The organism is Phyllobacterium sp. 01N428, from assembly GCF_056399405.1.
The window spans coordinates 90,110-111,430 of sequence record NZ_JBFTRH010000003.1; the positions used below are offsets into that span (position 1 = coordinate 90,110).

General features: G+C 59.4%; 21 protein-coding genes and 1 pseudogene. 9 read left to right on the plus strand and 13 right to left on the minus strand.

Features of this window, described 5'->3' with window-relative positions:
• Positions 1 to 27: 27 nt before the first annotated feature.
• Positions 28 to 984 (minus strand): DMT family transporter, encoded by a 957-nt coding sequence (locus tag AC1DNI_RS10460; protein WP_477691845.1) that lies wholly within the window; start codon positions 982 to 984, stop codon positions 28 to 30.
• On the opposite strand from AC1DNI_RS10460, the gene AC1DNI_RS10465 reads away from it, so the two are divergent.
• The 3 genes and pseudogenes from AC1DNI_RS10465 (at position 929) to AC1DNI_RS10475 (ending at position 3,947) form a co-directional block, all read left to right on the plus strand.
• Positions 929 to 1,144, plus strand: a complete 216-nt coding sequence (locus AC1DNI_RS10465) for a hypothetical protein (protein ID WP_477691983.1) — start codon at positions 929 to 931, stop codon at positions 1,142 to 1,144. The two genes, AC1DNI_RS10460 and AC1DNI_RS10465, sit on opposite strands and share 56 nt — an antisense overlap.
• A 293-nt stretch (positions 1,145 to 1,437) precedes the next feature.
• Positions 1,438 to 3,354 (plus strand): annotated as a pseudogene (gene parE / locus AC1DNI_RS10470) (DNA topoisomerase IV subunit B); the annotation flags it as partial.
• Positions 3,355 to 3,530: 176 nt separating this feature from the next.
• On the plus strand, positions 3,531 to 3,947 hold the full coding sequence (locus AC1DNI_RS10475; RefSeq protein WP_477691846.1) for a hypothetical protein: 417 nt from the start codon (positions 3,531 to 3,533) through the stop codon (positions 3,945 to 3,947).
• Between the two features lie 115 nt (positions 3,948 to 4,062).
• Here AC1DNI_RS10475 and lpdA read toward each other — a convergent pair whose 3' ends face one another.
• The 5 genes from lpdA to AC1DNI_RS10500 all read right to left on the minus strand — a co-directional run bounded on the left by lpdA (position 4,063) and on the right by AC1DNI_RS10500 (position 10,474).
• Positions 4,063 to 5,460, minus strand: coding sequence for a dihydrolipoyl dehydrogenase (gene lpdA, locus AC1DNI_RS10480; protein ID WP_477691847.1), 1,398 nt, complete (start codon positions 5,458 to 5,460; stop codon positions 4,063 to 4,065).
• 3 nt (positions 5,461 to 5,463) lie between these two features.
• Positions 5,464 to 6,759 carry a dihydrolipoamide acetyltransferase family protein gene (locus AC1DNI_RS10485; protein WP_477691848.1) on the minus strand — a complete coding sequence of 432 codons (1,296 nt, stop codon included), beginning with the start codon at positions 6,757 to 6,759 and terminating at the stop codon, positions 5,464 to 5,466.
• A gap of 9 nt (positions 6,760 to 6,768) precedes the next feature.
• Positions 6,769 to 7,782, minus strand: coding sequence for an alpha-ketoacid dehydrogenase subunit beta (locus AC1DNI_RS10490; RefSeq protein ID WP_027232545.1), 1,014 nt, complete (start codon positions 7,780 to 7,782; stop codon positions 6,769 to 6,771).
• A gap of 3 nt (positions 7,783 to 7,785) precedes the next feature.
• Positions 7,786 to 9,036 (minus strand): 3-methyl-2-oxobutanoate dehydrogenase (2-methylpropanoyl-transferring) subunit alpha, encoded by a 1,251-nt coding sequence (locus AC1DNI_RS10495; protein WP_113280065.1) that lies wholly within the window; start codon positions 9,034 to 9,036, stop codon positions 7,786 to 7,788.
• A gap of 289 nt (positions 9,037 to 9,325) precedes the next feature.
• Complete coding sequence (locus AC1DNI_RS10500; protein WP_477691849.1) at positions 9,326 to 10,474, minus strand: DUF2336 domain-containing protein; 1,149 nt, start codon at positions 10,472 to 10,474, stop codon at positions 9,326 to 9,328.
• Positions 10,475 to 10,543: 69 nt separating this feature from the next.
• On the opposite strand from AC1DNI_RS10500, the gene AC1DNI_RS10505 reads away from it, so the two are divergent.
• Positions 10,544 to 11,092 (plus strand): MaoC family dehydratase, encoded by a 549-nt coding sequence (locus AC1DNI_RS10505; RefSeq protein ID WP_477691850.1) that lies wholly within the window; start codon positions 10,544 to 10,546, stop codon positions 11,090 to 11,092.
• The gene (locus AC1DNI_RS10510) at positions 11,092 to 11,964 is read left to right on the plus strand and encodes an HpcH/HpaI aldolase/citrate lyase family protein (protein WP_477691851.1); all 873 of its coding nucleotides are present in this window, start codon (positions 11,092 to 11,094) and stop codon (positions 11,962 to 11,964) included. The genes AC1DNI_RS10505 and AC1DNI_RS10510 overlap by 1 nt, the downstream gene beginning before the upstream one ends.
• An 11-nt stretch (positions 11,965 to 11,975) precedes the next feature.
• Here AC1DNI_RS10510 and AC1DNI_RS10515 read toward each other — a convergent pair whose 3' ends face one another.
• Positions 11,976 to 12,569: a nitroreductase family protein gene (locus AC1DNI_RS10515; RefSeq protein ID WP_477691852.1), complete on the minus strand. Its 594-nt coding sequence runs from the start codon at positions 12,567 to 12,569 to the stop codon at positions 11,976 to 11,978.
• Between the two features lie 113 nt (positions 12,570 to 12,682).
• Between AC1DNI_RS10515 and AC1DNI_RS10520 the strand changes: the two genes are divergently transcribed.
• A complete protein-coding gene (locus AC1DNI_RS10520) occupies positions 12,683 to 13,723 on the plus strand; it encodes a hypothetical protein (protein ID WP_477691853.1) in 1,041 nt (346 codons plus the stop codon).
• Here AC1DNI_RS10520 and AC1DNI_RS10525 read toward each other — a convergent pair.
• From AC1DNI_RS10525 to AC1DNI_RS10540, 4 genes are all read right to left on the minus strand, one after another.
• Positions 13,720 to 14,556, minus strand: coding sequence for a lysophospholipid acyltransferase family protein (locus AC1DNI_RS10525; protein ID WP_477691854.1), 837 nt, complete (start codon positions 14,554 to 14,556; stop codon positions 13,720 to 13,722). The genes AC1DNI_RS10520 and AC1DNI_RS10525 overlap by 4 nt on opposite strands.
• A gap of 95 nt (positions 14,557 to 14,651) precedes the next feature.
• Positions 14,652 to 16,640: a threonine--tRNA ligase gene (thrS, locus tag AC1DNI_RS10530; protein WP_477691855.1), complete on the minus strand. Its 1,989-nt coding sequence runs from the start codon at positions 16,638 to 16,640 to the stop codon at positions 14,652 to 14,654.
• Positions 16,641 to 16,750: 110 nt separating this feature from the next.
• Positions 16,751 to 17,113 carry a membrane protein insertion efficiency factor YidD gene (yidD, locus tag AC1DNI_RS10535; protein ID WP_477691856.1) on the minus strand — a complete coding sequence of 121 codons (363 nt, stop codon included), beginning with the start codon at positions 17,111 to 17,113 and terminating at the stop codon, positions 16,751 to 16,753.
• A gap of 8 nt (positions 17,114 to 17,121) precedes the next feature.
• Positions 17,122 to 17,568 carry an iron-sulfur cluster assembly scaffold protein gene (locus AC1DNI_RS10540; protein ID WP_091949376.1) on the minus strand — a complete coding sequence of 149 codons (447 nt, stop codon included), beginning with the start codon at positions 17,566 to 17,568 and terminating at the stop codon, positions 17,122 to 17,124.
• Between the two features lie 267 nt (positions 17,569 to 17,835).
• Here AC1DNI_RS10540 and folE point away from each other — a divergent pair, with 267 nt between their 5' ends.
• The 3 genes from folE (at position 17,836) to AC1DNI_RS10555 (ending at position 20,037) form a co-directional block, all read left to right on the plus strand.
• The gene (gene folE, locus AC1DNI_RS10545; protein ID WP_027232535.1) at positions 17,836 to 18,462 is read left to right on the plus strand and encodes a GTP cyclohydrolase I FolE; all 627 of its coding nucleotides are present in this window, start codon (positions 17,836 to 17,838) and stop codon (positions 18,460 to 18,462) included.
• Positions 18,463 to 18,475: 13 nt separating this feature from the next.
• Positions 18,476 to 18,892 (plus strand): phosphoribosyl-AMP cyclohydrolase, encoded by a 417-nt coding sequence (hisI, locus tag AC1DNI_RS10550; RefSeq protein WP_477691857.1) that lies wholly within the window; start codon positions 18,476 to 18,478, stop codon positions 18,890 to 18,892.
• 179 nt (positions 18,893 to 19,071) lie between these two features.
• Positions 19,072 to 20,037 carry a patatin family protein gene (locus tag AC1DNI_RS10555; RefSeq protein ID WP_477691858.1) on the plus strand — a complete coding sequence of 322 codons (966 nt, stop codon included), beginning with the start codon at positions 19,072 to 19,074 and terminating at the stop codon, positions 20,035 to 20,037.
• Between the two features lie 6 nt (positions 20,038 to 20,043).
• On the opposite strand, the gene AC1DNI_RS10560 is transcribed toward AC1DNI_RS10555, so the two are convergent.
• Both AC1DNI_RS10560 and AC1DNI_RS10565 read right to left on the minus strand, forming a co-directional pair.
• Positions 20,044 to 20,475, minus strand: a complete 432-nt coding sequence (locus AC1DNI_RS10560; protein ID WP_228018520.1) for a CBS domain-containing protein — start codon at positions 20,473 to 20,475, stop codon at positions 20,044 to 20,046.
• Positions 20,476 to 20,585: 110 nt separating this feature from the next.
• Entirely contained in the window at positions 20,586 to 21,320 is a 735-nt protein-coding gene (locus AC1DNI_RS10565) for a rhomboid family intramembrane serine protease (protein ID WP_477691859.1), read from the minus strand.
• Between the last annotated feature and the right edge of the window lies 1 nt (position 21,321).

Here is a 21,321-nt window from a genome sequence, read left to right on the forward strand (position 1 = left end):
AGTCCTCCCCGGAGCATGTTCCTGTTTCTATTGCCAATCGCGCACTTGCTCAACAGGTTCTTCGGCAGTCGCTCCGGTTGCGCTGCGCTTCTTGCCCTCGCGCCAGACCACATAGGCGCCAGAACCGATAATGATGGCAATGCCCAGCCACTTCGAGGCGGAAGGAAATTCGTTGAAGACGACAAGCCCGATGATTACGGCCATGACGATTTCGAGATATTGAAATGGCGCGAGCAGCGACGCCGGCGCAAGACGCGATGCATGCACGACGAGCAGGTGCCCGCCGGTTGCAATCGCGCCGATCGCGAAAAGAAGCAGCCATGAGAGCCCGGCCGTCGGTCGGCCAAGCGTCATGTCGCTCACGCCAAAGATTTGGCCGAGCACGAGTGCAATGATAACGGTGATCGTGCCGCCGATGCCGGCGTAGAGCTGCATGACGAGCGGCGTGTCGGCATCGCCATAGCGCCGGTTGAGTATCAGGTAGAAGGCAAAAAGCGTCGCTGTGGCGAGCGGCAGCAACGACACCCATCCGAAGAGTTCCCAGCTCGGCTGGATGACGATCAGGGTGCCGACGAAACCGATCGCGACAGCGCTGCGCCGGCGCCAGCCGACCTCTTCCTTGAGGATCAGTGCTGAAAGCAGGGTCAGCATCAGCGGTTCGACGAAAAAGACGGCCATTGCATCGGCAAGCGGCATGTATTTCACGGCTGCGAAGAAGCAGAGGCTGCCGATGCCCATCAAAACCCCACGAAACATATTGCCCCAGAGCTTTGCCGGTTTCAGCGAACGGGCGCCACTGAGCGCGACGATAATCAACAGGGTCAGGAGGGTTTGGACGACGAAGCGCGACAGGGTTACGGTCGCCGGCGGCATGCTGTCGACGGTCGAAAGCCATTTGGCGATCGCATCCATCATCGGCAGGAAAAACATGGCTGCGGCCATTGCTGAAACGCCCCTCAACTGTTGCGAGGTCGTGTTTTCCATGGCTTTGACCTTTCCGGATGAAGCAGGTGGGCGAGATGACTGCTGGCATATCGGCTCCGCAGAAAAAATCAATCGCTGGAGTGCCCCGGATACGGTGGTTCTTGGACCTCCTGACGCGCGCTGGATCCGAAAAGGTGAGTTTGAGGTGAAAGTTGCTTGATACGCCCGCGCGCATAGCATAGTCCTGTGGGTGAACACCAGAACAGACAGCGAACTCCCATCGCCTTTCCCCTCGTGGCATGCAAGGATTGCAGGTGATTCGAATTGGGATAGAATTGGCCGATCAAGACTATGGATGACAGCAACGATCTATTTTCTGCAGTCGTAAAGACAGCCCGCGAACGCCAAGCGGCGGTACAGTCGCGTCCGGAAACGAGCGTGCCTGCATCATCCGAGCGATCAGCGCCAAGCGCGAAACTGCCGCAGAAGCAAGCCGCAGACAATAGTTACAGCGCTGCCGACATCGAGGTTCTCGAAGGGCTGGAACCGGTACGTCGGCGTCCCGGCATGTATATTGGCGGCACGGACGAGCGGGCGCTGCATCATCTCTTTGCCGAGGTCATAGACAATGCGATGGACGAGGCGGTGGCGGGCCACGCCAATTTCATCGATATCGAGCTCGACGAACACGGCTATCTGTCGGTAACGGACAACGGCCGCGGCATCCCTGTCGACCCGCATCCAAAGTTCAAGGACAAGTCGGCCCTTGAAGTGATCATGACGACGCTGCACTCGGGCGGAAAGTTCGACTCCAAGGTCTACGAGACCTCCGGCGGCTTGCATGGCGTCGGCGTCTCGGTCGTCAACGCGCTCTCCGATCATCTCGAAGTCGAAGTAGCACGCAATCGCAAGCTCTATCGCCAGCGATTTTCGCGCGGCAAACCGCTCGGCCGGATCGAAGAAGTTGGCGACGTTCAGAATCGCCGTGGCACCAAGGTGACGTTTCACCCCGACGCCGAGATTTTCGGACAAGGCGCCAAATTCGATCCGGCGCGCATCTACAAAATGGCGCGCTCCAAGGCCTATCTTTTCGGCGGTGTTGAAATTCGCTGGAATTGCGCGCCCTCACTGCTCGATCCGAAGGACCCGACGCCAGACAAGGCGGTTTTTCATTTTCCGGGCGGACTCAAGGATTACCTCAGCAACTCGCTTGGCAAGGAATTTCAAGTCACCCGCGAAATGTTTGCGGGGAAGACTGAAAAGTCCGGAGGACACGGCGCGCTCGAATGGGCTGTGACCTGGCATGGCGGCGACGGCTTCGTCCACTCATATTGCAACACCATTCCGACCGGCGAAGGCGGCACCCATGAGGCGGGCTTGCGCATCGCCCTCACCCGCGGCCTGAAGGCCTATGCGGAGCTTGCCGGCAACAAGCGCGCCTCGATCATCACCACCGACGATGTGATGATCTCCTCGGCGGCAATGCTCTCCGTTTTCATCCGCGAGCCGGAATTTGTCGGTCAGACCAAAGACAAGCTCGCGACGGTGGAAGCGCAGCGCATCGTCGAGAACGCCATTCGCGACCCGTTCGACCATTGGCTTGCCGCCTCGCCGCAAGAGGCGTCCAAGCTGCTCGACTGGGTAATCGACCGCGCGGACGAGCGGGTCAAGCGCCGGCAGGAAAAAGAGGTCAACCGCAAGTCGGCGGTCAAGAAGCTGCGGCTTCCCGGCAAACTTGCCGATTGCAGCCAGACTGGAGCGATCGGCGCTGAACTTTTCATCGTCGAAGGTGATTCCGCTGGCGGATCCGCAAAGCAGGCGCGTGATCGCGCGACGCAGGCCGTCCTGCCCCTGCGCGGCAAGATCCTCAATGTCGTCAGCGCCGGCCGCGAGAAGATGACCGCCAACCAGCAGATCAGCGATCTTATCCTGGCGCTGGGCTGTGGCACGCGATCGAAATATCGCGACGAGGATCTGCGCTATGACCGCGTCATCATCATGACCGACGCCGATGTCGACGGCGCGCATATCGCATCGCTGCTCATCACCTTCTTCTATCAGGAAATGCCGGATCTCATCCGCAACGGCCACCTGTTCCTCGGCGTGCCGCCGCTCTATCGCATCGCGCAAGGCGGCAAGGTCGCCTATGCCCGCAATGATGCCCATAAGGACGAACTCCTGAAGACCGAGTTTACCGGCAAGGGCAAGGTCGAGATCGGCCGGTTCAAGGGCCTCGGCGAAATGCGCGCCGACCAGCTCAAGGAAACGACGATGGACCGGCGCAAGCGTACGCTGCTTCGGGTCCAGATCGACGAGGAGTGGATCAACGAGACCAAGCTTGCTGTGGACGATCTCATGGGCACGCGCCCCGACGCCCGTTTCCGCTTCATTCAGGATCGCGCGGCATTCGTCGAAGAACTCGATATTTGAGCTGAACCGATCTGGTTCTACTCTTTTTGGCCTGCGTCGCGGGCCCTCATGTACTGCGACGCATCTTCGATGCTTGTCACATATCTATTTTATAACAATGCAATATTCATCGTCTCGGAGCTCATATTCGCCGAGCAACAACTTAATCGATCACAATTTTACTTAAGGAAATTGCCATGGGCCAGAAGATTGATCAATTCACCGAAAGCCTCCGTCTCAAGCTGACCGCTGCCAGCGAAAATCTGGATGGTCTCAAAGCCAAAATTGACGGCAAAGTTGACGATGCCGAGCAGGATGTGCGGGCTCGTCTCGATGAAGTGAAAGGGCGTATCGACGAGGGCAAGGCCTCGGTCGCAGCGGCAAACTCCCGAATCAAGAACTGGGTCGATGCCAAGAAGGCGGCAACGGACGAGCAGATTTGCGCGTGGAAGACGCAGCTCGAAATCGACTGCCTCGAGGATCGCGCCGTATTGGCCGAAGAATATGCGCTCGCCTCGCGCGAAGTTGCCGCCGCTGCGATCGACGACGCGGAAGAAGCGTCACTCGAGGCATGGCTTGCCCGCAAGGACGCTGACACCGCAGCCGGCAAGTAATGCTCGTCAGGTTGAGCCTAAAGAGCTTCATCCGGCGCTGACGTGCCGGGTGGGGCCTACCTAGCGTCGCAGGTTACCGGAAAACCTGCGATCCTTCGAGCGGGCGGGCTCCTGTTTATATATGCAATGCGTGCCCGAGCGCCTTCAGGCAAGCTTCGTGGAAGCCCTCGCTCTGCGTCGGGTGCGCATGGATCGTGCCAGTGATGTCTTCGAGGCGAGCGCCCATTTCGAGTGCCAGCGCAAACGCTGCCGAAAGCTCCGACACGCCCCTGCCAACCGCCTGGATGCCAAGGATGAGGTGATTGCCTGCGGCTGCCACCACGCGCACGAACCCTTCCTCGCCTTCCTGCGTCATGGCGCGACCATTAGCAGCGAAGGGAAACAGTCCCACCTTGACCTCGTGACCGGCCGCCTTTGCCTCGTCCGGCGAAAGGCCGAGCGATACGATCTCCGGATCGGTGAAGCAGACTGCGGCAATGGCCCGCTTGTCCCAGCTGCGATTTTCGCCGGCAACGATCTCGGCCACCATTTCACCCTGCGCCATGGCGCGGTGTGCGAGCATCGGCTCGCCGGTCACGTCGCCGATTGCATAGATGCCACGCATCGACGTGCGGCATTTGTCATCGATGCGGACGAAGCGTCCATCCATGTCGATGTCGATCTCCTCAAGCCCCCAACCCGAGGTCACCGGCTTGCGGCCGACAGTCACCAGAACCTTGTCGGCCGGGATCTTGTCGTCATTGCCATCGGCGGTTTCGATTAGGAGCGCATCGCCCTTGGCGCTCATGCCCTTGGCCTTGGCGCCGGTCAGCACCATGACGCCAAGTTCGGAAAGGCTGCGCGATACCGGCCGTGTCAGTTCCGCATCATATTGCGGCAGGATTTTTGGCAATGCCTCGACGACAGTGACCTTCGAGCCGAGTTTTGCATAGGCCGTGCCGAGCTCAAGCCCGATGTAACCGCCGCCGACCACGACAAGCTTCTCGGGCACGTCGCGCAGGGCGAGGGCCTCGGCCGAGGAAATGATGTTTTTGCCAAACGGCAATGACGGAATCTCCACGGACGCCGATCCGGTGGCGATCACGATATTTTCAGCGCGAATGATCTGCTGCCCGGTCAAGGTCTCGACTTCGACCGTCTTGCCGTCGCGGAATTTTGCCTTGCCGGTAACAATCTTGACGTTGGCCTTCTTCAAAAGTCCAGCGACGCCATTGTTGAGGCGGCTGACGATGCCGTCCTTCCAGGCAATGGTCTTCGAGAAATCGATGGATGGCTCTTTCAGCGAAATGCCGAGCGGGGTTTGTCCGGCGGCAAAATGCGCCACCTTGGCAAACTCGTCTGCTGCGTGGATCAAGGCTTTCGATGGTATGCAGCCGACGAGCAGGCACGTTCCGCCCACCTTGACCGCTTCTACGATCACGGTATCGACGTTAAGCTGGCCGGCGCGAATGGCGCAGACATAACCGCCCGGCCCTGCCCCGATCACCAGCAATTTGCAGGAAATGTCCTTCATAGGTCAGCCCTCCACGAAGATCAGCGCAGGCGTTTCGAGCAGCGTCTTGATCCGCTGGATAAAAACGGCGGCATCCCAGCCGTCGATGACGCGATGGTCGAAACTGGATGACAGGTTCATCATCTTGCGCGGAATGAAATTGGTCCCGTCCCAGACCGGACGTACCATGATCTTGTTGACGCCGATGATCGCGACCTCCGGATAGTTTATAACCGGGGTCGTCACCACGCCGCCCATGCTGCCGAGCGACGTTATGGTAATGGTCGAGCCGGTCAGTTGTTCACGCGTGGCAGAACCCGTCTTTGCAGCATCCGCAAGCAGATTGACCTCAGCCGCGCAGTCCCAGAGCGTGCGCGCCTCGGCATGCTTCACCACCGGCACCACCAGTCCGTTCGGGGTCTGCGCCGCAATGCCAATGTGCACGCCGCCATACTGGTTGATGATGTTGGCCTCGTCGTCATATAGCGCATTGAGGTTTGGTTGGTCGACGATGGCCTTGACCATTGCCCGCATCAGGAACGGAAGAATCGTGAGCTTCGATTGCTCGGCGCGCTTCTTGGCATTGAGCGTCGCGCGCAGTTCCTCAAGCGCGGTGACGTCGATCTCCTCGACATAGGTAATGTGCGGGATGTGAGACTTGGCGATCGCCATTTTCTCGGCAATCTTGCGCCGAAGACCGACAACCTTGATCTCCTTGATCGAATTGTCCGGAGCGAGCTGCGCAGCGCCCGGACGCTGCGAGCCACGGGCGAAGAAAGCCTCCAAATCCTCATGGGTGATGCGTCCGACAGGTCCGGTACCGCTTACCTGCCGCAGATCGACGCCTGCTTCCCTGGCGCGCAGCCGGATTGCAGGCGAAGCGAGCGGCTTTTCGCCCTCGCCGCGCGGCGCAACTCCGCTGACGGGCGGCGCCATCACGCGGGGCGGCTCGGCGACTGCTGCCGGCTTGGGCTTGGGCTTTTCTATCTCTGCCTTCGCGGGTTCGGACTTCTTTTCCGGCGGCGGGGCTGCAGCGTCGCTCTTGGCGGGCTTGGCCGGTTCAGGTGCATGACCCTCACCTTCAATCTTAAGGCGCACCAGCGGCGAACCGATGGCTATCACCTCGCCGATTTCACCGCCGAGCCAGAGGATTTCGCCATCCACGGGCGAAGGGATTTCGACGGTTGCCTTGTCGGTCATGACGGCGGCAAGCACCGTATCCTCGCGGACGAGATCGCCGATCTTTACGTTCCATTCGACGAGTTCGGCCTCCGCAACGCCTTCACCGACATCCGGCAGCTTGATGACATATTCACCCATCTTCTGCTCCTATCCTTCCAGCGTTTCGACCAGGGCGCGACCGACACGCGCTGGCCCCGGGAAATAGTCCCATTCCTGCGCATGCGGATAGGGCGTATCCCAGCCGGCGACGCGAGCAACCGGCGCCTCCAGCTTGTAGAAGCAGTGTTCCTGAACCAGCGCCGCAAGTTCGGCCCCAAAGCCGGATGTCAGGGTCGCTTCGTGAATTATGACACAGCGCCCCGTCTTGCTGACCGATTCGACGATCGTTTCGAGGTCAAGCGGCAGCAGCGTGCGAAGATCGATGATTTCGGCGTCGATGCCATGCTCCTCGGCAGCAGCTTCGGCGACATAGACCATTGTGCCGTAAGCGAGGATCGTCATCTGTTTGCCCTCGCGCCGCTTGATAGCCTTGCCAAGCGGCACGGTATAATGACCGTCCGGCACGTCGCCGAGATCATGCTTGGACCACGGCGTGACGGGACGATCATGGTGGCCGTCAAAAGGTCCGTTATAAAGGCGCTTCGGCTCGAGGAAGATCACCGGGTCCGGATCCTCGATCGCGGAGATGAGAAGTCCCTTGGCATCGTGCGGGTTGGACGGGACAACAACTTTCAGCCCCGATACGTGCGTGAAAAGAGCTTCCGGACTTTGGCTATGCGTCTGCCCGCCAAAGATGCCGCCGCCTGTCGGCATGCGGATAACGATGGGGCAGGTAAAGCCGCCATTGGACCGGTAGCGCAAGCGGGCTGCTTCGGAGACGATCTGGTCATATGCCGGATAGACGTAATCGGCGAACTGGATTTCGACGCAGGGCTTCAAGCCATAGGCGGCCATGCCGATCGCAGCGCCGACGATGCCGGCTTCACTGATAGGCGCATCGAAGCAGCGTGTCTTGCCGTACTTCGCCTGCAGCCCTTGCGTACAGCGGAAAACACCGCCGAAGAAGCCGACATCCTCGCCGAAGACGACGACGTCATCGTCGCGTTCCATGGTGATATCCATCGCGTCGCGGATGGCTTCGATCATCGTTTTGCGGGCCATGGATCAGACTCCTGCCTGCTGGCGCTGACGACGCAGATGCGGCGGCATGGTTTCGTATACGCCCTCGAACATATCGCGCGCCGAAGGCTTGCCGCCTGCATGCAACGTGCCGTGGCCTTCAGCCTCCTTCTGCGCGGCAATAACCGTGTCGAGGATTTCGGCTTCCGTCTGCTTGTGACGCTCTTCAGTCCACGCGCCGCGCAAAATCAGGTGATTCTTCAATCGCATGACCGGATCGCCGAGAGGCCAGGCATCGGATTCCGTTTTGGGTCGATAGGCGGAAGGATCATCCGAGGTCGAGTGCGCGCCGACGCGATAGGTAACGTATTCGACAAGCGTCGGACCGAGATTGCGCCGCGCCCGTTCGATCGCCCATTTCGCCACCGCATAGACCGCGAGATAGTCATTGCCGTCAACGCGCAGCGCCGGGATGCCGAAACCAAGGCCGCGTGCGGCAAATGTGCCCGATCCGCCGCGCGCTATGCCCTGGAAGGTCGAAATCGCCCACTGATTGTTGACGATGTTGAGGACGACTGGCGCCTTGTAGGTCGACGCGAAAACCAGCGAGGCATGGAAATCCGACTCGGCCGTGGAGCCGTCGCCAATCCATGCTGCCGCAATCTTGCTGTCGTTCTTGATGGCAGACGCCATGGCCCACCCCACCGCCTGGATATATTGCGTCGCAAGGTTGCCCGAGATCGAGAAGAACCCATGCTCCTTAGACGAATACATGATTGGCAGCTGGCGGCCTTTTAGCGGATCACGCTCGTTGGAGTAGATCTGGCACATCATCTCGACCATGGGATAGTCGTCCGCGATGAGCAGGCCCGCCTGGCGATAGGTCGGGAAATTCATGTCGCCCGGCGCAAGCGCCTTGCGAAAAGCACAGCTTACCGCTTCTTCACCAAGATGCTGCATGTAGAAGGACGTCTTGCCCTGCCGCTGCGCTATCTGCATGCGGGCATCGAAGGTGCGCAGTGTCATCATGTGGCGCAAGCCCTCGACGAGTTGCTCGTCGGTCAGCATGCCGGCCCACGGACCGACCGCCTCGCCCTCGCGGGTCAGTACCCGGATGATCGAAAAAGCGAGATCGCGGAAATCCTCGGGATTGGCGTCCACCTCGGGCCGCCTGACCGATCCGGCCTCCGGAATATTCACGTTCGAGAAGTCCGGCTCGCCGCCATGCCGCACGGCCGGCTCCGGCACATGCAGGCTTAAAGGACCAAATTCTCCAAGGGGACCGTCATTCGACATGCCATCGCCTCCCAACCACTGACATTTTCCACGCAGTCTACCATGAATTATTAGGTCAGTAATACTGTCTTAAAACAGCAGGCTCCAGATACGGCATCGTGCTTTGCTTCAACATGCGATCACATCATTTTGAAAAGGTTGGGCATCCATGCATCAGATGCGGCCCAAAGGCCCGTCACGTCAGAGCAAAAAAGCAACAATGCTTCAATTCGGGTCGGGACCTCCTGCCTATTCGTTCGCAGGCGGCCGCGATTTTGCAATCAAATGCAGACGATGCTCCATTCGCCTCCTACGCGGCAGTGATAGCGAGCACCTGTTCGCGCGCATTTTCCCGGATGGCATCGAGGTGGATGCGTTTGAGCAGAGACAGCATATCGTCATTTGCGGCGGCGGGAATTGTGCCGATGTCTCGCCCCATTGGCTCCAGATGCTCGATCATGCGCCGGATGATTTCGGGCGAACCAGCGTCCTGTCTGCCGTTGGCAACGTTACGCCAGCCCTCGAGCGCCACCTTTAGCGGAAGATGCGTGCTGACCGGCAAACCCGCTGCGCTGAGCAAAGCGCCGAGCGCGGCCGGCCGGCCGTCGATGATGAGGCTGCGTACACGCGCAAGACTGTAGCCCGAGAGCGCAACGAGAACGGCGGCAAAGAAATCGATCTTTCCAGCCGCGACAATCCGAATAACGAAGGCGGTGGTAAGGTCGCCGCGCAATTGCAAATGCTCGATGAGCGCCGGATATTCATCGATGCGCGTTGCCGCGACGAGGCTGACGGATGCCCGCACGCAGGCATCCAGGGTGATGCGCCTAGCGCGGCGCTCTCCCATAAGAGCCATGACCATATCCATCTGACACAGGGCTTCGGCAATACGAACTGCGAGTGCATGCCGGCAATCGGCAGGAAGGCGGTTGTCATCAATCAGGAGCGTCCTGATTTCCGCGACATGGCCGAGGCGCTCGACAAGCCTGCGAAAGCTTATGTCGGCGATCTGCGCCTGGCTGTTGGCGAGCAATGCTGCGACCGCCTCGACCTCGCCGATCTCGATAATGGCAGCGCTCACCGGATAGGACACCTTGGCGCGCGCCGCCACCAGGCGCTGCGCTTCGCCGCTGCCGCCGGCGACGCAATCGATAAGGTCGGCGTCACTCAACAATACGGAACGGCCGAGAATATAGGTTGCGACCTCGATCTGGTCACGCGCGAGGCTGGCAACGATGTGAGCCGGCGCATGGGCGCTCGTCGAAAAAGCTTCAGCAAGAGCAAGCCGCACTTTCGGCGAAGGATCATCGAGCAAGAGTGTCAACACCGCTTCGGCGGAGCGCCGCTCGTCGAATTCGAGGTCGGGCTGCAAATAGATATGCGCCAAGGCCGCTGCCGCATGGCAGCGCTGCGCCACCGAGGCATTGTCGATCATCTTCACATAATGCTGAACGGACATTCTGTCTTCGCCCCCGAGTCCCCTGATTGGACACAACTCTAAGGGGAAAAAGTTTACGATCCGTTCACCATGCGCGTTAACCATGCATGTCCACGCGACAGGTTGCGAACTCAAGCAAGCAGCCCTAGTCTCTGGCAAAAACATAGGGGAGACACGAGGCGTATGGCCGGGCTTTATCTGGAAGAGTTTGAGATCGGGCATGTGTTCCAGCATGCGCTACGCAAGACGGTCACCGAGAGCGACAACATGCTTTTCTCGGTCATGACGCTCAACCCGCAGCCCCTCCATATCGATTTCGATTACGCTTCGAAGACAGAGTGGGGAAAGCCGCTGGTGAATTCGCTGTTCACGCTGGGGCTGATGATCGGCATATCGGTGAATGATACGACGGTCGGCACGACCATTGCCAATCTCGGCATGACCGACGTGACATTCCCCTCTCCGCTCTTCCATGGCGACACCGTGCGCGTCGAAACGCAGGTCATTTCGGTCCGCCGGTCGAAGTCCAAGCCCGACCGCGGCATTGTCGAATTCGAGCACAGGGCCTTCAACCAGCACGGTATTCTCGTCGCCAAATGTACGCGGCAGGCCATGATGAAATCGAAGGGTGCGGCCTGATGCGTTCACTTCTGTTCGTACCCGGCGACTCGGAAAAGAAGCTGGAAAAGGGTCTGGGAAGTGGCGCCGACATTTTGCTCATTGATCTTGAGGATTCGGTCGGCGGCGCCCGCAAGGAAGCGGCGCGCGACATCGCGTCGACATTCCTGCGGGCGCATCGGAGCGAAAGCTCACCCCGGCTTTTCGTGCGGATCAACGACCTTGCAAGCGGGCTTGCCGATGATGATCTCGCGGCGGTGATGCCCGCCATGCCTGAAGGCATCCTTCTGCCGAAATCCAATAGCGGCAAGGACGTAACGCGGCTTTCCGCCAAGCTCAATGTGCATGAAGCCAACAGCGGCGCAGAAGAAGGGGCGACGAAGATCCTTGCGCTCATAACCGAAACTGCCATCGGGACGCTTTCTGCCGCCAGTTATCCGGGCTGTTCAGGCCGTCTGGCGGGGCTCAGCTGGGGCGCTGAAGACCTATCGGCGGCAATCGGCGCGCGATCGCCGCGCAACGAGACCGGAGCCTATACGGACGTGTTTCGCCTCGCCCGCGCCGTGACCATCCTAGGCGCGTCGGCCGCAGACGTCGCCGCCATCGATACGGTTTATATCAATTACCGCGACGATGCCGGCCTTGAACGCGAATGCACCGAGGCGGAGCGCGACGGCTTTACGGCAAAGCTCGCGATCCACCCGGCGCAGGTGCCCATCATCAACAGGGTCTTTACGCCATCGGCCGACGCTGTCGCCCAGGCGCGGAAGATCGTCGATGCCTTCGCGGCCGAACCGTCGGCAGGGGTTATCGGCATTGACGGGTTGATGTTTGACCGGCCGCATCTCAAACGCGCTGAGCGCCTCCTGGCCCGGGCCCGGTCAGCATCCTGATACTTTCCGTCTCAGCCCTCCCAGGGACCGGAATATTCGGAAAGAATGTCCTCTATCTCGGGCCGCGGACGCTCCGGAACCTTCTGGGCGCAGGTCCCGATATGAACGAAGCCGGCGACACGCTCATGCGGCGCCAGCCCCAGCAAGGCCCGGCCCTTCTCGTCAGAAGCATACCAGTTGCTGATCCAGTTCGTGGCGTAGCCGAGCGCATTGGCCGCCAGCGAAAGGTTCATGGCGGCGGCGCCGGAGGAAAGAAACTGTTCCCACTCAGGAATATGGTGATCGACCGGGGAGAAGATCACGCCGATGACCAGCGGCGCCCGGGCGAAGCGCTTCAATTCCTGCTCGCGCCGCTGTTCGGTGAGCGGCCCCTCCCGCTCCTCGGCCAGCGCCGCAAGATAGGTGCCAATCCGTTCGCGCGCCTCGCCGCGATAAACGATGAAGCGCCAGGGTGTCAGGCGCCCATGGTCGGGTACCCGCGAAGCTATGCGGATCATCGTTTCGATCTCGCCGTCGGAAGGAGCCGGAAGCCCGATCGCTGAAATGGGCGTCGAGCTGCGCGTCGACAAGAATTCGATGACGGAGTGGGGCACAGATGTATCCATGATGATCCTGCTTTTGCGATGCGCCGACAATGTGGTGGTTTCTCGGGCCAAGTAAAGGTGCGGCATAGCGAAAAAGCCTTGAAATTGCCATCGGCTTCGGATCAAACCATCACATGGGTGCAGCCAATAATTCCCGGGTGGGGCGGAAAGCTTTCAAATGCGGACATGTCCGCATCGCGATCCTGTTTGCCGCCCTGGCGATCAATGTTTCAGACGCGCTGGCCCAGGCACTGGCGCCCGATCTGCCGCAGACGCCGACGGTTGAACTTCCAACGATTCCCAATCTGCGCGAATATGCCAATCCCAAGGCTCCCGCCAACAACCCGCTTGCCAACGAACCCGAGCTCATGCTTTCGGCCAAGCTTTCCGACGATGGCGGCGCCATCAGCCGCGGATTGGTTTGGCGCGTCTTCGCTCCCGAGCCCGGTGCTGACGGCAAGCTCGCCTTGCTTGCAACAGCCAAGGGCGGCACGACCTCTTTCAACCTCGCACCCGGCAGCTATCTCGTCCATGTTGCGTTTGGGCGCGCTGGCGCAACCAAGCGCATCACCATGACGCGTGCCAAACGCTCGGAGACGATGATCCTTGACGCCGGCGGCGTCAAACTCAATGCCGTCCTTTCCGGTGGCGGTCGCATCCCGCCCGATCAGCTGCGGTTCTCCATCTACGAAGACCACGAAGATTCAAACGGCGAGCGCGCGCTCATCATTCCCGATGTGAAGCCGGACACGGTCGTGCGTCTCAATACAGGCACCTACCAGATCGTTTCCAACTATGGCACGGCCAATGCCGTGATCCGCGCCGATATCCGGGTCGAGGCCGGCAAGATTACCGAGGCGAATGTCGAGCACAGGGCGGCGCAGCTGACGTTGAAGCTTGTGCGCGAGCAAGGCGGCGAGGCGTTGGCCGATACGGCCTGGTCCGTGCTCACCACGTCTGGCGATATCGTCAGGGAAAGCGTCGGCGCGTTTGCGTCCATCGTCCTGGCCGAGGGCGACTATGTGATCATCGCCAAGAACAAGGACAAGATCTATCAGCGCGACTTCAAGGTCGTCGCCGGCCGCAACCAGGATGTTGAAGTCGTCGCGTCGGAAGGTGCGGCGACCGCCACCAGCGCCAGCCAACCCGCAGATGGCGAAGAGCCCTTGGATTAGACCGCGCTTGTCGCCAGGCGGAACTTGGGATCAAGTGAGAAAACGGCGTTGTAGAGGTATTCGAGCATCTGCTTGCGATCCTCGAGGCCCTTCAATTCATCCCAGCCGATAATCCTGCCGACGTGCGCTTCGATGGATTTTCCCGACAGCCGCCTGAATTCACGAATGAGAAGCGAAATGCGCAGCGTCATCGACACCTTGCTGGCAAGGTGGAAGACACGGCCGTTCTGGCCGCCGAAATAAACCGGTATCACCGACGCCTTGGCCTGCTGCACGAGCTTGGCGGGAAATATCTTCCACGGCAGGTCTTCGGCGCGCCCGAAACCCTTGGGCGCAGTTGCAACGCCGCCTGCCGGAAAGACGACGATGGTCACGCCCTCCTTTAAAAGCCGCACCGCCTCATGGCGTGTCGCCATGTTCATTGTGATGGCTTCCTTGGTTTCATCGAAACAGACCGGCAAGGCGTAGGGGCGAATTTCCGGCACCTTCAGAAGATCGTTGTTGATGAGCACCCGAAACGGCCGGCCAAGCTGCTCAGCAAGTGCAAGAGCCGCGATACCATCGCCAATGCCGTATGGGTGATTGGCAATCATGACGAGCGGCGTATCAGGCAGATCGCGCGGCGGCCACTGGTCCTGAACGTCCAGACGGACATTGATCAGATCCATCATGCGGCAGAAGACATCGATGCCGGCAGGCACAATGTCCCGGCGCCAGATATCATAGAGGCCGGCATAGTAGTTGCGGCCCGATATGCCCTCGATGGCCCGGATCAGCCACTGGGTCAGGCGCGACTGGGTGTCATTGGCATAGGAGAGTTCGGGAAAGTGCACGGTAGACCTTTGGCTGAAACAAATTTGAACAATTTTCTCGTAATCATGTGACAGCGCGATGAACGTCACCGCGCCGTCATATTTCGACTTTTAGCCTATTGCGCGGCAAGTCGCGCCAGGTCAGGCGGTGTTGCTTCGGCGGTGAGTTGCGCAATGGCTTCATCCAGCGACAGCGATACCTGGTTCTGCGAGCCAAGGCGACGCATATTGACCGAACGCTCTTCCGCTTCCCGCATACCGCAGACGAGAATGACCGGCACTTTCTGCAAGGAATGCTCGCGCACCTTGTAGTTGATCTTCTCGTTGCGGAAGTCGGTGATGACCTGCAGGCCGGCGGCCTTCAGCTCCTTGGCGACCTGCGCACCGTAATCGTCGGCCTCGGAGGTGATCGTCGCTACCACGACCTGTACTGGCGCAAACCACAGCGGCATGTGTCCGGAATAGTTCTCGATCAGGATGCCGAGGAACCGCTCCATGGAACCGCAGATGGCGCGGTGGATCATTACCGGCTGCTTCTTCTCCGAAGTCGAGTCGATGTAGAAAGCGCCGAAGCGCTCCGGCAGGTTGAAATCGACCTGCGTGGTTCCGCATTGCCAGTCACGGCCGATGGCATCGCGCAACACGTATTCGAACTTGGGGCCGTAGAAAGCGCCCTCACCCGGATTGATCGCCGTCTTGATCTTGCCGCCCGACTGCGCCTCGATCGTGTTGAGCACCTTGCTCATCACTGCTTCGGCGCGGTCCCAAAGCTCATCTGACCCAACGCGCTTGTCGGGACGCGTCGACAGCTTCACCGTAATGCCCTCGAAGCCGAAATCGGCGTATGTCGTCAGGATCAGGTCGTTGATGCGCAGGCACTCGGCCTCCATCTGCTCGTCGGTGCAGAAAATGTGGGCATCATCCTGGGTAAAGCCGCGAACGCGCATCAAGCCATGCAGCGCTCCAGAAGGTTCATAGCGATGCACATTGCCGAATTCCGCAAGTTTTACCGGCAGATCGCGGTAAGATTTCAAGCCATGCTTGAAAATCTGCACGTGACCTGGGCAGTTCATCGGCTTCAGCGCGAAAACGCGCTCATCGTCCGTTTCATCGCCGGCAACCGTGACCTTGAACATGTTGTCGCGGTACCAACCCCAGTGACCCGACGTCTCCCACAGCGATTTGTCGAGCACCTGCGGAGCATTAACTTCGCTGTAGCCATGGCTGTCGAGACGGCGGCGCATATAGCTGACGAGGTTCTGGAACATGCGCCAGCCCTTCGGATGCCAGAATACAACACCCGGGCCCTCTTCCTGGAAATGGAACAGGTCCATTTCCCGGCCAAGACGGCGGTGGTCGCGTTTTTCGGCCTCCTCCAGCATGTGGAGATAGGCGTTGAGATCGGTGTCGTTGGCAAAGGCCGTTCCATAGATGCGGCTCAGCATTGGATTGTTGCTGTCGCCGCGCCAGTAGGCGCCCGCCACCTTCATCAGCTTGAACGAATTGCCGATCTGGCCTGTCGAGGCCATGTGCGGGCCGCGGCAGAGATCGTACCAATCGCCCTGCGCATAGATCTTCAGATCCTGGCTCTCGGGAATGGCATCGACGAGCTCGACCTTGTAGGCCTCGCCCTTCTCGGCAAAAACCTTGCGGGCCTTCTCGCGCGACCAGACTTCCTTGGTGAACGGCTTGTTGCGGGCAATGATCTCCCGCATCTTCTTCTCGATCACCGGCAGGTCGTCGGGCGTGAACGGCTCGTTCTTGGCGAAGTCGTAGTAGAATCCGTTTTCGATGACGGGGCCGATGGTGACCTGAGTCCCGGGAAACAATTCCTGGACGGCTTCGGCAAGGACGTGGGCACAATCATGCCGGATAAGTTCGAGCGAACGCGGATCGTCGCGCGTCAGGATCTCGACCGCACCGCCCTTTTGCAGCGGATCGGAAAGATCGCGCACGACGCCGTCGACCGCATAAGCGACCGCCTTCTTGGCCAGTGATTTGGAAATCGATTCTGCAAGTTCCGTCCCGGTCAGATGAGCGTCGTAGTCGCGCTGGGAGCCATCGGGGAAACGCAGGGACACAGTCTTTGCAACTGCCTCGGACATATAACCACTCCTATCCAGTCCCGCCAACGATTGCGGGTGGTGTTGAACAACCGGACTTCCTGCCGGCGAGCGGACTTCTAAAGCCTGTTTCGGCTGGCGTAAAGTACCCCTCAGCTTTTGCGTGAGGCGATCGCCCAGTAGCGCCAGGGCATGTACCAGACATAGCGGCTTTCGAGCGTCGTCGGTACGGGATCGAGGCCATGGGTTCCGCCTGGTCCGCAGCGCATGAGCCGGAAGAGTCCCATCCAGCTGCCCGACCACAGTCCATGGCGTGCAATCGACTCGTAGGCATATTCCGAACAGGTCGGCAGGTGGCGGCAGGAATTCCCGATGAAGCCGGACAGTGTGAGCTGGTAAAGCCGCACCAAGCTGGTTCCGACCAGCCGGCCGGGCGTTTTTCGCCAGGCTCCGTTCCAGTTCCTGCTATAGCGGGATGAAGGTCGCGTTTGATCGCGCAGCTTTTGGTCGCACATGGCGCTGGTCAGGCCGCAGCCTCTGCGGTCTTCTTTTCAATCTGGTTGATGCAATCGACGACCGCGTCGAATGTCAGCATGGTGGAATTGTGGCGCGCCTTGTAGTCGCGGACGGGTTCGAGAAACTTCAGGTCCTCGAAGCGGCCCTCGGGCGGTACTCCGTTTTCCTTGAGCATCCTGAACATCGTATCGCGGACGTCGCGTAATTCCTGCGCCGTCGCGCCGATGACATGTCGCGCCATGATTGAAGACGAGGCCTGGCCCAAGGCGCAGGCGCGAACGTCATGGGCAAAATCGGAGACAACGCCATCCTTCATCTTCAAATCAACGATAACCGTCGAGCCACACAGTTTCGAATGTGCCGTCGCGGTGGCATCGGGATCTGCAAGGCGGCCAACCCGTTGAATATTCCCGGCGAATTCTAGAATCCGCCCGTTATAAACGTCATTGATCATGATGGATGCCTGTCCTCGACACAGTGTTCATCGCAATTGCGTCAATCCGTATCGTTTTACCCTATGAATTCCATACTCGATCTCTATATAGTATGTGAGTAGGCCAGCACAAAGTCGAATAGATTAAATTCTCTCTTTCGATAACATGCTGGTGGCGTTGGCAAATCCGTCAATGCTAGCTTCAATACACCGTCCGTTCGCCAGAACGACTATCGTGTATTGCCGTTTAACTCGTCGCTCCTTTGAGGGCGGCTACGGGAGATCGCGATGGATGCGGTAATTAAGAACTTGCAGTCGGCAACGGCCAAGCAGGACAATTCGAAACGCCCCACTCAACAGGAAGCTGAAGACGCAGTGCGTACGCTGCTGCTGTGGGCCGGCGACAATCCCGACCGCGAAGGATTGCTCGACACGCCGGAACGTGTCGCCAAATCCTACAAGGAACTGTTTTCCGGTTATGGACAGGATCCGGCCGAGGTCCTCGGCCGCACGTTCGAGGAAATCGCCGGCTACGAGGATATTGTTCTCATTCAGGACATCCCGTTCTTCTCGCATTGCGAGCATCATATGGTACCGATCGTCGGCAAGGCCCACGTTGCCTACCTGCCCGATGGTGAGAAGGTCGTTGGCCTTTCCAAGATCGCGCGCGTCGTTGATATTTATGCACATCGCCTGCAGACGCAGGAGAGCATGACCGCGCAGATCGCCAATGCCATCCAGAATTCGCTGCAGCCGCGTGGCGTTGCCGTCATGATCGAAGCTGAACACATGTGCATGTCGATGCGCGGAATCCGCAAGTCCGGTTCGACGACGACCACAACAACCTTCACCGGCACCTACAAGTCCGATGTCAATGAACAAGTCCGGTTCATGACACTCGTCAAAGGCCGATAGTCCGAACACGTTTATGAGTGACTTCTCGGAACCGCTCGCTGACAAACATCAGAACGAAGAGGGCGCGGCGTTCGCGCCGCGCTTCGATGCGTCCGGGCTGATCACCGCCATCGTTACCGATATAGGCGATGGCCAGCTGTTGATGGTTGCGCATATGAATGCTGAGGCGTTGCGCCTTACCCTCGAGACAGGCATTGCCCATTATTGGTCGCGTTCACGCGGCACGCTCTGGAAAAAGGGCGAAACGTCGGGAAATCTGCAGACCGTCGTCGAGATGCACACCGACTGCGACCAGGACGCACTTTGGCTCAAGGTTCAGGTCGCCGGCGATGGCCCGACATGCCATACGGGTCGCCGTTCCTGCTTCTATCGTCAGGTGGTGAGCGCAAATGGAACATCCGCATTGGTAATGCAGTTAGAGACAAAGTAGAGCTTACTTAGCCATAGGGCCAATATGGCCGCGATATCCTCTATGCCTCGTAACCGCCATTATCGATCTTTGTAATCCTATTTCCTTGGTTGGCTAAGGGGTCACAATTCCGCAATATTTATCCTTTGGATACCAATGCAGAGGGATAATGAGCCAGTACGACGTCAGGAGTGTGTGCCATGCTCGAATGGGCATCGCGCCGGTTGCGCGCAGCAGAATCAATCGGCATCAGTGATAGCCCGGGCGTGCAGTTGATCGCACCAGAGAAGCCGCGAGAGCGGAAGACACCCATTGCCTTGGCGCTGGGCGGCGGCGCGGCGCGCGGCTGGGCGCATATCGGTGTACTTCGTGCGCTCGACGAGGCCGGCATCGAGATTTCCATGATCGCCGGAACCTCGATCGGCGCTCTCGTCGGTGGCTGCTATCTCGCCGGCAAGCTCGACCAGCTCGAGGATTTTGCCCGCAGCTTGACCAAGCGCGGCATTTTCAGCCTGCTCGACCTGCGGTTCCGGGGCAATGGCCTGTTCGGCGGCATGAAACTCGACAGGCGGCTGCGCGACCACCTCGAAGAGCTTTCGATCGAAGAACTCAGCAAGCCCTTCATCGCCGTCTGTACCGAAATCAACACAGGCCACGAAATCTGGCTGACACGCGGTAGTCTGATTACGGCGATGCGCGCCTCCTATGCACTACCCGGCGTGTTCGAGCCGGTGGATTGCAATGGCCGCACCCTGGTTGATGGCGCATTGGTCAATCCGGTGCCGGTGTCGGTGTGCCGCGCGCATGAGCAACCGCTCGTCGTCGCGGTCAACCTGCACTACGATCAATTCGGACGCGCTGCCGTCATCAAGCACGCGGCAGAGGGTCCTATCTCGCCACGGGGCGACGGCGAAATCGCAGCAAGCCGTCCCGCGTCCAAGAGGCTCGGAATTACCGGCGTGATGATGGAGGCATTCAACATCATCCAGGACCGCATCTCGCGGGCGCGTATGGCGGGCGATCCACCTGATATCGCGCTCCTGCCGAAAATCGGCCATGTCGGCCTCGCCGAGTTTCATCGCGCTGACGAAGCGATCAAACTCGGCTATGAAGAGACCATGGCGCGCCTCGGTGAACTCGAGCGCATGCAGAAGCTGGTGTTCTGAGCCTTATCAAGCCGTTGCGATGTAGCTGCGGATCTCTTCAGATTCGCGCTCGACCTCTTCGATACGAAGCTTCACGACGTCACCAATCGACACAAGCCCGTGCAACTGCCCGTCTTTCTCGACCGGAAGGTGGCGGAAGCGTCCGCGTGTCATCATCTCCATGACCTGATTGACCGTGTGGCGTTCGCTGCACACGCTGACCTTGACGGTCATGATCTCCGAAATGGGCTTCGCCAGTGCGTCGGCGCCTTCCGCGGCAATGGCCCGCACCACGTCGCGCTCGGAAAGAATGCCTTTGATCGCTCTCTTGTCATTGCAGACGACAATCGCACCAATCTTGTGTTGGGCAAGCATGGCGACCGCTTCACCGAGGGTGGTCTCCGGATTCGTGTTGAAGACGTCGTAACCCTTGCGTTCGAGTATCATTTTGACTGTCATGTACATCCTCCTTGCACAATCGACATTCGACCGCCGAAAATCCCCCAATTACATCCGATGGTCTAGGTTCATCGTGCGCGTAAGTCGCGCTTATTGCAACTACTGAGCAATTATACCAACAGATCTACGTCCGTACGACCACGATCAGGCTTGTCAAACAGGGATATGCCGAAAAAACCCACCACAAAGCCGCCAATATGAGCTTCCCATGCGATTGTCGCGGAATTATCCACCCCGACGGAAAGCAGGCCCGTGACTATGTTCGTAACGAACCAGACGCCCAGGAACACAATGACCGAGCGCATGCGCAGGGCGACGCTGATGGGCAGGATATCGCCGACGAATGCTGCGGAATTGCGTGAGTCCGAACGGCGGAAACCGAAGCGGGCCGCCGCGCCCATCATTCCCGAAACCGCACCTGAAGCACCGACGAGCGGCGTCATGCTGTCGGGATAGACGGCAAAATTGGTCAGGACGGCCGCAACGGCCGTGGCAATCCAGAACAATGTTGTGCGCAAGGGCCCTATGCGGGCGGCCAACGGCGAGCCGAATGCGGCAAGCCAGATCATGTTGAGCGCAATATGGGCGAAGCTGCCATGCATGAACGAATAGGTGACCATCGTCAGCCAGGCCGAGGGAAAATAGAACCCGCCATATTGCGAGAAGCGCGCGGGAATGAAGGCAAAATTCAGCAGCAGACTGTCGGCCTGCTGCTCATCAAGGACATATGCCTCGGCGATATAGACGAGCGCGCACAAGCCCATGATCGCGAGAATGATGCCAGGAATATTGAAAACGGGCTCGCGTCCGCTGGTGTTTTTTCGGATGTATCCTCGCTCGCTCATG